At 67.9% G+C, this 12125-nt stretch carries 13 protein-coding genes; 3 read left to right on the top strand and 10 right to left on the bottom strand.

Features of this window, described 5'->3' with window-relative positions; genetic code table 11:
- Nucleotide 1 precedes the first annotated feature (1 nt).
- The 6 genes from OYT95_RS03610 to dxr form a co-directional block, all read right to left on the bottom strand.
- Nucleotides 2-307, bottom strand: coding sequence for a hypothetical protein (locus tag OYT95_RS03610; RefSeq protein WP_037245592.1), 306 nt, complete (start codon nucleotides 305-307; stop codon nucleotides 2-4).
- Nucleotides 308-464: 157 nt separating this feature from the next.
- Nucleotides 465-2279: a penicillin-binding transpeptidase domain-containing protein gene (locus tag OYT95_RS03615; protein WP_174484754.1), complete on the bottom strand. Its 1815-nt coding sequence runs from the start codon at nucleotides 2277-2279 to the stop codon at nucleotides 465-467.
- 53 nt (nucleotides 2280-2332) lie between these two features.
- Nucleotides 2333-3169, bottom strand: coding sequence for a GNAT family N-acetyltransferase (locus OYT95_RS03620; RefSeq protein WP_005240559.1), 837 nt, complete (start codon nucleotides 3167-3169; stop codon nucleotides 2333-2335).
- 94 nt (nucleotides 3170-3263) lie between these two features.
- The gene (ispG, locus tag OYT95_RS03625) at nucleotides 3264-4421 is read right to left on the bottom strand and encodes a flavodoxin-dependent (E)-4-hydroxy-3-methylbut-2-enyl-diphosphate synthase (protein ID WP_037245590.1); all 1158 of its coding nucleotides are present in this window, start codon (nucleotides 4419-4421) and stop codon (nucleotides 3264-3266) included.
- A gap of 41 nt (nucleotides 4422-4462) precedes the next feature.
- The gene (locus OYT95_RS03630; RefSeq protein WP_037245587.1) at nucleotides 4463-5683 is read right to left on the bottom strand and encodes a M50 family metallopeptidase; all 1221 of its coding nucleotides are present in this window, start codon (nucleotides 5681-5683) and stop codon (nucleotides 4463-4465) included.
- A 6-nt stretch (nucleotides 5684-5689) separates the two neighbouring features.
- Nucleotides 5690-6886, bottom strand: coding sequence for a 1-deoxy-D-xylulose-5-phosphate reductoisomerase (gene dxr / locus OYT95_RS03635; protein ID WP_378493994.1), 1197 nt, complete (start codon nucleotides 6884-6886; stop codon nucleotides 5690-5692).
- Nucleotides 6887-6967: 81 nt separating this feature from the next.
- On the opposite strand from dxr, the gene OYT95_RS03640 reads away from it, so the two are divergent.
- Complete coding sequence (locus tag OYT95_RS03640; RefSeq protein WP_005259333.1) at nucleotides 6968-7237, top strand: DUF2631 domain-containing protein; 270 nt, start codon at nucleotides 6968-6970, stop codon at nucleotides 7235-7237.
- Nucleotides 7238-7316: 79 nt separating this feature from the next.
- Here the strand turns inward: OYT95_RS03640 and rlmN are convergent, their stop codons facing one another.
- Entirely contained in the window at nucleotides 7317-8426 is a 1110-nt protein-coding gene (rlmN, locus tag OYT95_RS03645; protein WP_037245583.1) for a 23S rRNA (adenine(2503)-C(2))-methyltransferase RlmN, read from the bottom strand.
- A gap of 114 nt (nucleotides 8427-8540) precedes the next feature.
- Here rlmN and OYT95_RS03650 point away from each other — a divergent pair, with 114 nt between their 5' ends.
- Nucleotides 8541-8954: a LapA family protein gene (locus OYT95_RS03650; RefSeq protein WP_037245582.1), complete on the top strand. Its 414-nt coding sequence runs from the start codon at nucleotides 8541-8543 to the stop codon at nucleotides 8952-8954.
- An 83-nt stretch (nucleotides 8955-9037) separates the two neighbouring features.
- Nucleotides 9038-9889 (top strand): HpcH/HpaI aldolase/citrate lyase family protein, encoded by an 852-nt coding sequence (locus OYT95_RS03655; protein ID WP_174484752.1) that lies wholly within the window; start codon nucleotides 9038-9040, stop codon nucleotides 9887-9889.
- Nucleotides 9890-9898: 9 nt separating this feature from the next.
- On the opposite strand, the gene OYT95_RS03660 is transcribed toward OYT95_RS03655, so the two are convergent.
- The 3 genes from OYT95_RS03660 to frr are packed head-to-tail and all read right to left on the bottom strand — an operon-like array spanning nucleotide 9899 to nucleotide 12123.
- Complete coding sequence (locus OYT95_RS03660) at nucleotides 9899-10600, bottom strand: class I SAM-dependent methyltransferase (RefSeq protein ID WP_268790845.1); 702 nt, start codon at nucleotides 10598-10600, stop codon at nucleotides 9899-9901.
- A gap of 10 nt (nucleotides 10601-10610) precedes the next feature.
- The gene (locus OYT95_RS03665; RefSeq protein ID WP_081792791.1) at nucleotides 10611-11537 is read right to left on the bottom strand and encodes a phosphatidate cytidylyltransferase; all 927 of its coding nucleotides are present in this window, start codon (nucleotides 11535-11537) and stop codon (nucleotides 10611-10613) included.
- 28 nt (nucleotides 11538-11565) lie between these two features.
- A complete protein-coding gene (gene frr, locus OYT95_RS03670; protein WP_005240537.1) occupies nucleotides 11566-12123 on the bottom strand; it encodes a ribosome recycling factor in 558 nt (185 codons plus the stop codon).
- Between the last annotated feature and the right edge of the window lie 2 nt (nucleotides 12124-12125).

The following is a 12125-nucleotide window of genomic DNA, read 5'->3' on the forward strand; positions in this document are numbered from 1 at the left end:
GTCAGATCGCATCCTCGAGCACGTGTGCGTCGCGAACGCCGACGCAGGGCACCCCTCGAGCCCGCGCCAGCTGCATCGCCATCGCATCGGATGGCGAACAGAGTCCGTCCAGGACGTCCTCGGTCGCGATCGCGCAGACGACGTCGCCCTCACATTCGCTGATCGATTCGATTCCGCGGTCGGAAGCCCACTGCCGCAACGCAACCCACCGCGTGAGCTCGGTGCCGGCGCCCGGGCGCCCGACGAACAACACCCTCCGGGCGCCGTTCGCTGTCTCCACGCGATTCACTTCTGCACTGATGGTCATGGTCCGACTTCCTGTCCACGTTGGCTTTTCGATCCCGACTGTGCGGGTTCTTCCGTCTGCAACCAACTATGGACCGACCCGGCGGCAGCGTCTGTCCACCGATCAGCCCCCGAGCAGGATGAATTCCGCGTCCTCCGATCGGTGGACAGCGTCGGTGTCAGTACCCCTCGGGCAGCGCGGCGAACATGTCGCGGGTGACGGCGACGGCGTTGTCGGAACTGCCGCCGCGCACCACCAGCGTCGCGAACGCGAGGTCGCCGCGGTACCCGACGAACCAGGCGTGCGAACCGCCCTCGACCTCGGCCTCACCCGTCTTGCCGTACACCTCACCCTGGTCTTCGATCCGCTCGGCGGTGCCGCTCGTCACCACGAGACGCATCATCCCGCGCAGCCCGTCGACCATCTCCGGGCTGATCTGCGGATGGTCACCGTCGATCGTGGTTTCCCGTCCCGCGATCAACCGCGGCACAGGCGTCGAACCGTGTGCGATGGTCGCCGCGGCCAACGCCATCCCGAACGGGCTGACCACCACCTTGCCCTGCCCGAACCCGTCCTCGGTTCGCTGCACCAGATCCTCGGCAGGCGGCACCGAACCGGAGTCGGTCGGCAGGCCCACCACTTCGTAGTCGGGCCCGATTCCGTACTGCGACGCCGCGACCGTCAGTGCGTCGGGCCGCATCTCGCTGGCGAGTTTCGCGAACGACGTGTTGCACGAGCGGGCGAACGCCGTCGCCATCGGCACGGTGCCGAGCGCGAACTCGTTGTAGTTGGGGACGCTGCGCTCACCGATCTCGATGCGTCCCGGACACGGCACCATCGTGTCGGGTGTCGCGATGCCCGACGAGATCGCGGCGCCTGCGGTGATGATCTTGAACGTCGAACCGGGCGGATACAGGCCGGTGAGCGCGACCGGTCCGTCCTTGTCCGCGGCCTTGTTCTGCGCGACGGCCAGCACGTCGCCGGTCGACGGCTGGATGACGACCATCATCGTCTGGTCGGTGCGGGCATTGACGGCGTTCTGCGCGGCGATCTGGATGGGACGGTCGAGGCTGATCGAGAACGACGGGGACGTCTGCGGAGCGGTCTCGGTGAGCACGTCCGTGTCGACACCGTTCTGGTTGACCGTGACCACACTCCAGCCGGCCTTGCCGTCGACCTCGTCGATCACGGTCTTCTTCACCTGACCGACCAGATCGGGTGCGAAGTTCCGGTCGGTGGCCACGAGATCGGCCTCGTCGGACACGCTCACCCCGGGAATGGCGCCGAGTACGCCGGCGACCTGTTCGTAGTCGTCCGACCGCAGCCTGGTGACGAGGTAGTCGCCCTTGACCGCCGTCGCCGATTCGGCGATCGACTGCGCAGTGAGCGTGTTGTCGAACGTGGCGAGGGCCGACGCGAGGGACTGGGCGCTGACGATCACGTTGCCCGACTGCGAAGCGTCGAGCTTCACGCGGTACACCACCCCGGGCACGAGAACGTCCGACCCGGAATGCTCGTTGACCCGCGCCCGCGGGGCGGCAGTGGAACGCAGCGACATCGTCTGCCGATCACCCAACCGGGGATGGACGTTGGTGGAACTCCAGCGCACGGCCCAGTCGCCGCCGCGCCGCCCCATCTGGAGTTCGCCCGAATACGTCCACACCCGGTTCTTCGGCAGATGCCATTCGTACGTGTACCCGACGGTGGCCGTGTCACCGCTGACGTGGACGTCCGTCGTCCGGGCGTCGAGGGACTCGGCCTGCAGCGACGTCCACGCGGACTCGAGGGCCTGGCGGGCGACGTCGGGGCGATCCGACAGATCGGCGGCCTCCTCCGCGTCCTGCTCCGCGAACGCCGTCAGAAACGCCTGCGCGGCCGGTTCCGGACCGTCCGGTCTCGGCGTGCACGCCGTGAGACCCACCGTCAGCACAGCAGCGCCGCAGAGGGCGATCGACTGGACGACGCGTAAGCGAGAATATGGCCGCAGGTTCATCGCCGCCCATGGTATGTCGGCGGACACCGCCGACACGGTAGGCGGACAGCGAGTCAGTCCAGGAGAATTGTGGCGAACGTCGCGACCTGGCTGAAGCCGATCCGCGCGTACGCGCTGCGGGCCACCGTGTTGAAGCTGTTGACGTAGAGGCTGGCGATGCGGCCCTCCGCGATGACGGCCTCCGCGACCGTCGCCGTGCCCGCGGCCCCGAACCCGTGTCCGCGATACATCGGATGCACCCAGACACCCTGGATCTGCCCGACCCGCGAGGACACCGATCCGACCTCGGCCTTGAACACCACCTGACCGTCGTCGAATCTGGCCCACGCCCGGCCGGCGGCGATCAGATTCGCGACGCGGCGGCGGTACCCTCGTCCGCCGTCGTTGGCGCGGGGATCGATGCCGACCTCCTCGATGAACATCGCGACCGCGGCAGGCAGGTACTGCTCGAGTTCGTGCATCCGCACCTGCCGGACCAAGGGGTCCGGGCGGCACTGCGGAGTACTCGCCAACGCCAGCAGCGGCTGGTCGGGCCGGACCTCGCGGGCAGGCCCCCAATCCATCTCCAGCATCTCCCACAGCGGCAGCGTCAGTTCGGCCCGGCCGACCAGCGACGAACACATCCGCGGCGTGCGACAGGCCCGGTCGGCGAACGCCCGCATGTCGTCGATGCTGCCGCGCAGCGGCACGAAATTCGCACCCGAGAAGCACAACGATTCGAGCGGGCCGCCCCGACTCCACAACTCTCCGTGAATCATCCGGGGATCGATGCCGCCCTCTTCAACGCGAGCGGCAACCATGCAGGCGGCGACAGGATCGGCGTCGAGAACGCGGAGCACGTGTGCTGCGTCCCGACTGCTCAACTGTTTGGCACCGAGGAGCTTGAGCATCTACCCAACCTTGTCAGCTAGTGGACCTGCCCACCAGATTGCCATGAACTCGCCGGAAACGGGAGACGTTTCGTTGCCCGCTGCCTGCGCCGACTCAGCTGACCGTCACGACGGGTGATCCGGACGTCGCATCACCCTCCATCTCCTCGGCGATCCGCATTGCTTCCTCGATCAGGGTTTCGACGATCTGCGCCTCCGGCACGGTCTTGATGACCTTGCCCTTGACGAAGATCTGGCCCTTGCCGTTGCCGGACGCGACACCCAGGTCGGCCTCGCGGGCCTCACCGGGACCGTTGACGACGCACCCCATGACGGCGACGCGCAGCGGAATCTCCATGCCCTCGAGGCCGGCGGTGACCTCGTCGGCCAGCGTGTACACATCGACCTGGGCCCGCCCGCACGACGGGCAGGACACGATCTCGAGCTTCCGGGGCCGCAGGTTCAGCGACTGCAGGATCTGCGTGCCGACCTTGATCTCCTCGGCGGGCGGAGCGGACAGCGACACCCGGATGGTGTCGCCGATGCCGTCGGCCAGCAGCGCACCGAACGCCACCGCCGACTTGATCGTGCCCTGGAACGCCGGACCGGCCTCGGTCACCCCGAGGTGCAGCGGGTAGTTGCACTGCGCCGCCAGCTGCCGGTAGGCCTCGACCATGATCACCGGGTCGTTGTGCTTCACCGAGATCTTGATGTCGCCGAACCCGTGTTCCTCGAACAGTCCGGCCTCCCACAGGGCGGACTCGACCAGCGCCTCCGGCGTGGCCTTGCCGTACTTCTGCATCAGGCGCGGGTCGAGGGAACCGGCGTTGACGCCGATGCGGATCGGGATGCCGGCGTCGCCTGCGGCCTTCGCGACCTCCTTGACGCGTCCGTCGAACTCCTTGATGTTGCCGGGGTTCACACGGACGGCCGCGCAGCCCGCCTCGATGGCGGCGAAGATGTACCGGGGCTGGAAGTGGATGTCGGCGATGACCGGGATCTGGCTCTTCTTCGCGATGGTCGCGAGCGCGTCGGCATCCTCCTGCCGCGGGCAGGCGACGCGGACGATGTCGCAGCCGGACGCCGTGAGTTCGGCGATCTGCTGCAGGGTGGCGTTGACGTCGTGGGTCTTGGTGGTGCACATCGACTGCACGGATACCGGGAAGTCGCTGCCGACACCGACAGTTCCGACCTGGAGCTGGCGAGTCGTGCGGCGGGGTGCGAGAACGGCGGCCGGGCCTTCGGGCATACCCAATCCGACAGGGCTGGTCACGTGGGTGCCTTCTTTCGTAGCTTCAAGTCCGAGTTTAGCGATCACTGGAAGAGCTTGATCGGGTTGACGATGTCGGCGGTCAGCGTGAGGAGCATGTATGCGCCGCCTATGACGATCACCACATAGGTGACGGGCAGAAGTTTCATGTAGTCGACAGGTCCCCCGCTGGGAAGTCCGCGCCTGCTGCGGAACCAGTCCCGGACCCGCTCGTACAGGGTGACCGCCATGTGCCCGCCGTCGAGCGGCAGCAGCGGCAGGAGGTTGAACATCCCGAGGAAGAAGTTCAGGCTCGCGAGCAGTAGCACGAACGCTTCCCAGATTCCCTGTTCGGCGATCTGGCCGCCGATGACGCTGGCGCCGTACACGGAGATCGGGGTCTCCGGGTCGCGTTCGCCGCCCGTCACCGCGTGCCACAGGTCGACGGCCTTGCTCGGCATCTGCACCAGCCGCTCGGCGGTCATCACGAACATGTCGCCGGTGAACTCGAACGAGGCGGGCACCGCGGAGAGAGCCGAGTGCTCGACGACGCTCGGTGTCGCGCCGATGCCGATCGCGCCGACGGTCGCCTCGTGAGGTTCGGTCTCCCCCTCCTCTTGGACCCAGCGCTGCACCTGCTGGACCGGGACGACGATCGTCTGCTCTTCGCCGTCCCGCTCGATCGTGAAGTCGACCGGACCGGACAGCGAACGCGTGGCGGCGGCCACGTCGGCGAACGTGGGCGTGTCCTTGCCGTCGACCGCGGTGATGACGTCACCGGTCCTGATGCCCGCCTGCTCGGCGGGGCCCGGGCCGGTGCACTCGGACAGGGCGTAGTCGGGGCCGGGCCCCTGGGTCGGCGCCGCGCACCCGACCGAACCGACGACCGCGTCGGTGGACCGGTTGAGGTCGGGCAGCCCCCACCCGACCGCGAGGACGTAGACCAGCACGAGCCCGAGGACGAAGTTCATGCCGATGCCGCCGGACATCACCGCGAGGCGCTTCCAGGTCGGCTTCTTGTACATGGCCCGGTCTTCTTCGTCCGGTTCGAGTTCGTCCAGCGCCGTCATCCCGGCGATGTCGCAGAACCCGCCGAGCGGGAGCGCCTTGAGCCCGTACTCGGTCTCACCGCGGCGGAAGGAGAAAATTTTGGGTCCGAAACCGATGAAGTACCGGCGGACCTTCATGCCGGTGGCCTGCGCCACCCACATGTGCCCCGCTTCGTGAAGTGCGATCGACAGCGCGATCCCGAGGGCGAAGAGAACAACGCCCACTGCGAACACCATGCAGTTCTAGCCTTCCTGCTTCACGAGCTGACGTGCTCGCTCACGTGCCCAGCCGTCGGCGGCCAGTACATCTTCCACGGTAGCCGGTGGCGCCGACCACTCGTCTGCCTCGGACAGCACGGAGGCGACGGTGCGGACGATGCGCGGGAACCGGATGATCCCGTCCAAGAATGCCTGAGCCGCGACCTCGTTCGCAGCGTTGTAGACGGCGGTGAGGCATCCCCCACTCTTGCCTGCCTCGCGGGCGAGGTCGACGGCGGGGAAAACCTGCGAGTCGAGTGGCTCGAATTCCCAGGTGGATGCGGTGCCGAAGTCGCAGGCCGCGGCGGCGCCGGCCACACGATGCGGCCAACCGAGCGCCAGGGCGATCGGGAGCTTCATGTCGGGCGGGCTGGCCTGCGCCAGCGTCGACCCGTCGGTGAACGTGACCATCGAATGCACGATGGACTGCGGGTGAACGGTGACGTCGATCCGGTCGTAGTCGACGCCGAACAGCAGGTGGGTCTCGATCAGTTCGAGCCCCTTGTTGACGAGTGTCGCGGAGTTCAGCGTGTTCATCGGCCCCATCGACCACGTCGGGTGGGCACCGGCCTGCTCGGGTGTGACCGATTCGAGCCGATCGGCCGTCCAGCCGCGGAACGGTCCGCCCGAGGCGGTGAGCACCAGCCGGTCCACCTCGTTCGCGCTGCCACCCCGCAGGCACTGGGCCAGCGCGGAGTGTTCCGAGTCGACCGGCACGATCTGTCCCGGAGCCGCCGCGGCAGTGACGAGGGGCCCGCCGGCGACGAGCGACTCCTTGTTGGCGAGGGCGAGCCGCGCACCGGACTCGAGGGCGGCCAGGGTCGGCTCCAGCCCCAGCGAACCGACCAGTGCGTTGAGCACGACGTCCGCTTCCGTGGTCCGCACGAGTTCGGTGACGGCGTCCGGTCCGCTCAGCACGCCGGGCCGATCCAGCGATGCGGCGGCCCGCGGATCCGCGACTGCGACGGAGGACACACCCGTCTCAGAAATCTGCCGGGCCAGCAGTTCGACGTTTCCGCCACCGGCCGCGAGTCCCACCACCGTGAACTTGTCCGGGTTGGCGGCCACCACCTCCAACGCCTGGGTACCGATCGAACCTGTGCTGCCGAGCAGCAGGACGCGAGTGGGCCTGTTTTCATCCACCCACCCATTGTTCCTGATGAAATGCGGACGGCCCGCCATGGATGGCCCCGCTACATACGACGGGCAGTCGTATGTCACGATATGTCGAGTAGCGCAACCGAATCTGCAGGAGGATCGATCGTGGCCGGTACCCAGTTGGAGCCCTCGTCCAGCGACCCCATCGTGGCCGCACACATCGACACCGCGGAGGTCCCGTCGGCAGCGTGGGGCTGGAGCGGTGAGGCGCCGAAGACGTTCCGGTTCTTCGGATGGTTCTTCGCCGTGTTCCTGCTGCTCATGATCATCGGCAACCACACCGGCCTGGTCGAGGACCTGTGGCTGATCGGCTGCGCGGCCCTGATGGTCCTGATCCTCGTTCGCGACATCGTCCTGCGGCGCAAGCCCCGGTAACACCGAACCACAAGCGAAACCCCTCGTCCCCGATCACTCGGGGACGAGGGGTTTCGTCGTTTCGGTCGGTGCGGCGGACCTAGTTCTCGGCCGCGAGCTGCCCGCAGGCGGCTGCGATCTCCTGGCCGCGGGTATCCCGCACGGTGCAGGACACACCCTGCGCCAGCACGCGCCGGACGAATTCCTTCTCCACCGGCTTCGGGCTCGCGTCCCACTCACTGCCCGGTGTGGGGTTCAGCGGAATGAGATTCACGTGCACCAGCGGCCCGAGCGCCTTGCGCAGTTTCTTACCCAGCAGGTCGGCGCGCCACGGCTGATCGTTCACGTCCCGGATCAGCGCGTACTCGATCGAGACGCGGCGCCCGGACTTGTCCGCGTAGTACCGGGCGGCGTCGAGGACCTCCGCCACCGACCAGCGGTTGTTCACGGGGACCAGGGTGTCGCGCAGTTCGTCGTCCGGGGTGTGCAGAGACACGGCCAGCGTGACGCTGAGGTCCTCGTCGGCGAGCTTGCGGATCGCAGGCGCCAGACCCACCGTCGACACCGTCACGGAGCGCTGCGACAAACCGAGGCCGTCGGGGGCGGGCGAGGTGATACGACGGACGGCGGCGACCACTCGCTTGTAGTTGGCGAGCGGCTCCCCCATCCCCATGAAGACGACGTTCGACAACCGGCCCGGACCGCCGTGGACGTCACCGTCGCGCAGAGCGGCGGCGGCCGCACGCACCTGGTCGACGATCTCGGCGGTCGAGAGGTTGCGTTGCAGCCCGCCCTGACCGGTCGCGCAGAACGGGCATGCCATTCCGCACCCCGCCTGGCTGGAGATGCACAGCGTCGCGCGGTCGGGGTAACGCATGAGAACGCTTTCGAGCAGCGTCCCGTCGTTGGCCTTCCAGAGCGTCTTGCGGGTGTCGCCGCCGTCGCAGGCCAGGTGCTTGACCGGGGTCAGCAGCGTCGGGAACAGGGCCGCGCCCACCTGCTCGCGCACGGCGGCGGGGAGATCGGTCATCTTCTCCGGATCCGCCTCGAGCCGCGCATAGTACTGCCGGGCCAGCTGATCGGCCCGGAAACCGGGCAGACCCAGCTCCTTGACGGCCTCCTGCCGCTCGGCGGAGTCGAGGTCCGCGAGATGCTTGGGCGGCATCCCACGCCGGGGCGCGGTGAAAACGAGGGGAAGCGAGACAGCCATAGTTTCTCCATTGTCCCATTGATTCGGGGGTCGTTGTCGTGCGGATGCCTGATCGACGTCGTTTCGCCGCCCGATGTGCATGCGGAACCCGTCCAGGTGGGTGAAGATCAACTTATGTCGACAACACCGGACGACCCCTCGAACTTCCCTCCGGCGGTCCCGGCAGGTCGCGGTCCCGGCACGGGACCCGTGCCTGCCGACCCACCGCACCCCGACACCACACCGGCAGGCACCGAGCATCCCGACGTCGCACGCCGCAAGGGCATCACGCACACCCGGGTGGGCGCCACGTGGACCGGTCTGGTGATCGGAATCGTCGTTCTGGTACTGCTTCTCGTGTTCATCCTGCAGAACCTCGACAGCGTGACTCTCGAAATGTTCGCCTGGGAATTCACCCTCCCGCTGGGTGTCACGCTGTTGTTCGCGGCGATCGCCGGCGCGGTGATCATGGCCCTCGCGGGCGGGGTCCGCATCATCCAGATCCGTCGGGCAGCGAACCGGCAGCGGCGCCTGAACAGTAATTTCTAACTGAACAATAGTTACGCAAGTGGATTGCGCAGACGCTGAGCGAGCAGAATTACTGTCGTGGATATCACCGGAAGGGCACGACTGTGAAGGCCGACATGGAGACGACTGTGGCACCGCGTATCGCGGCTGAACAAGCACGATCCTGGCTGCTGGTTCCCGCCGGCAAGCCCGAGGGTTTCGAGGCGGCCCATGCCAGCGCCGCCGACGCCGTGATCCTCGACCTCGAGGACGCCGTCACTCCCGACCGCAAACCCCGGGCCCGCGCCGACGTCGTCGCCTGGCTCGGCGAGCACCGGCGCGCGTGGGTGCGGATCAACGACGCCACCACCCCCTACTGGGCGGACGACCTGGCAGCCCTGAACGGTGTTCCCGGGCTCGAAGGCGTCATGCTCGCCAAGACCGAGAGTGGCATGCAGGTCGACGCCACCGCCGAGCGCCTCCCCGAGGGCACGAAGGTGCTCGCCCTCGTCGAATCCGCGATGGGACTCGAGGCGGCACCCGAGATCGCCCGGACGGAGGCCACGTTCCGGCTCGCGTTCGGCAGCGGCGACTTCCGCCGCGACACCGGGATGGACGATTCGCCGCTGGCGATGGCCTATCCCCGCTCCCGGCTGACGGTCGCCAGCCGGGCCGCCCGGATCGCACCGCCGATCGACGGCCCCACCCTCGGCACCGACATCGACGCCCTGGTCCGGGCATCGGCGCTGACCCTGTCGATGGGCATGACCGGGAAACTGTGCATGACCATTGCGCAGACGGCCCCGGTCAACGACGCACTGAGCCCCTCCCCGGCCGACGCCGAATGGGCCCGCGACGTGATCGCGGACCTCGGCGAGGACGGCTCCCGAGTGCGGGACGGCAGCGACCTCCCCAAACTGGCGAAGGCCAAGAAGATCAACGCGCTCGCGAAGCTCTTCCACATCGCACCGCGGTAACGACCCCGGTCAGAGCATCTCCAGCCCGGCGGGCTTTCGCCGGACGTGCACGCGATAGCGCACGTCGAGAGCCACGCCGGGTGTCTGCGCGAACGCCTTCGATGCCGTCTTCCCGGTGAACTCGATACCGAGCACACCGCGCAACGATTCCCGATCCGGGAAACGCCATCGTGTCTCCACGCGCACCAGGTCGAACCCCTGCGCCGCGAAGAAGGCCTCGACGGCCGCCGGGTTGTACTGCGGCAGGTCGGCCCGCATCCACTCGCCGTACGGATGGGCTGTGGCGTCGAGATCGACCACCACCAGCGCGCCGCCCGGGCGCAGCACACGCATCGCCTCGCAGATTCCGCGGCCGCAGCCGGGACCGAAGAAATAAGCAGTCCGCGCGTGCACGACGTCCACGCTCGCGTCACCGAGGGGTATGCCCTCGGCCGAGCCCTCGATCACCCGGACGTTCGGCAGGTGCCCCACGCGGGTGCGGGCACGTTCCAGCAGGGGCGGATGCGGCTCGACTCCGTAGACCGTGGCCGCCGACTCGGCGAAGACCGGCAGGTGGAAGCCGGAACCGCAGCCCACATCGGCGACGGCGCCGCCCGTCCGGTCCACTGCCCCGCGCAGGTGCCGGAAGATCGCCCCGTCCACGTCCTGGGCACGATTCTCGACCTCGTACCACTCGGGCCAGTGCCAGATGTTCGGGCTGGGGATGGTCACGGCAGGACGGTCAGACGAGGACCGTGAGCACCAGCCACGTCACGAACGCCGACGGCAGCAGGGAATCGAGACGGTCCATGATGCCCCCGTGCCCGGGGAGCAACGTGCCCATGTCCTTGATGCGGAGCTCTCGCTTGACCTGGGATTCGATGAGATCGCCGAGCGTGGCGGTGATCACCAGGACAACGCCGAGGAGCACGCCGATCATCGAGTTCTCGTCGAGGATCAGGGTGACCGTGAGCAGGCTGCCGATGACGCAGAACAGCAGCGAACCGAAGAACCCTTCCCACGACTTCTTGGGGCTGATCGCCGGCACCATCGGATGCTTGCCGAACAGCACACCCGCCGCGTAGCCGCCCACGTCGGAGCAGACCACGCCGATCATCAGGCACAGCACCCGCCCGGCGCCGTCGTCCTGCAACACCATCAGCACGGCGAACGACGCCAGCAACGGGATCCAGGAGGCGACGAACACGGTGATCGCCGTGTCCCGGAGGAAATTCTGTGGTGTCGCCTTCAGCCCGTGGTCGAACAGGCGCCAGACCATGCAGACGAGCACCGTCCCCGCGAATGCACTGAGCACCCCCACCGGGCCGAACGGCCAGCCGAGCCACAGGATCGCCTGACCGCCCGCGAGCAGCGGGATCCGGGGTGCGCTGATCCCGGCCTCACGCAGACGCTTGGTGACCTCCCACGTGGCCACGGCCATCGCGACGGCCACCACACCGATCCACACCAGCGGCACGTAGACGAGGATCAGGATCAGCGCGACGCCGAGACCGACGCCCACGCCGATCGCGGCGGGAAGGTTACGCCCGGCCTTCGATTTCGCGGCCGGGGCCGCCTCCGGCGCGGGCGCACCCCCGGAGACCGGTTCCGAGGGGTCGCCCTCGGAGATGGGTCCCCCTGGGGTCCCGTGTTCTGCTGGCACGGTCACTGTCCCCGATCCACTCCTCGTCTCGTGACTAAACTTCCAGTAACTCGGCTTCCTTGTGCTTCACCAGTTCGTCGACCTGCGCGACGTACCGGGCGGTCGTCTTGTCGAGTTCCTTCTCGGCCCGGCCGACCTCGTCCTCGCCGGCCTCGCCGTCCTTCTGGATCCGGGACAGCTCGTCCATCGCCTTGCGGCGCACATTGCGCACGGACACCTTCGCGTCCTCGCCCTTGGACTTGGCCTGCTTGACCAGTTCGCGGCGGCGTTCCTCGGTGAGCTGGGGTACGGAGATCCGGATCAGGTTTCCGTCGTTGGACGGGTTCACGCCCAGGTCGGAGTTCCGGATCGCCGTCTCGATGGCGCCGAGCTGGGAGGCCTCGTACGGCTTGACGACGACCAGTCGCGCTTCCGGCACGTTGATGCTGGCGAGCTGCGTGATCGGGGTGAACGCGCCGTAGTAGTCGATTCCGATGCGATTGAACATGCCGGGATTCGCGCGGCCCGTGCGGATCGATCCGAGATCGTCCTTGGCCACCGTGACAGCCTTCTCCATCTTCTCCTCGGCTTCGAAGAGAGCTTCATCAATCACGG

The sequence above is a fragment of the Rhodococcus sp. JS3073 genome (assembly GCF_026810085.1).
GTDB lineage: Bacteria > Actinomycetota > Actinomycetes > Mycobacteriales > Mycobacteriaceae > Rhodococcus_F > Rhodococcus_F wratislaviensis.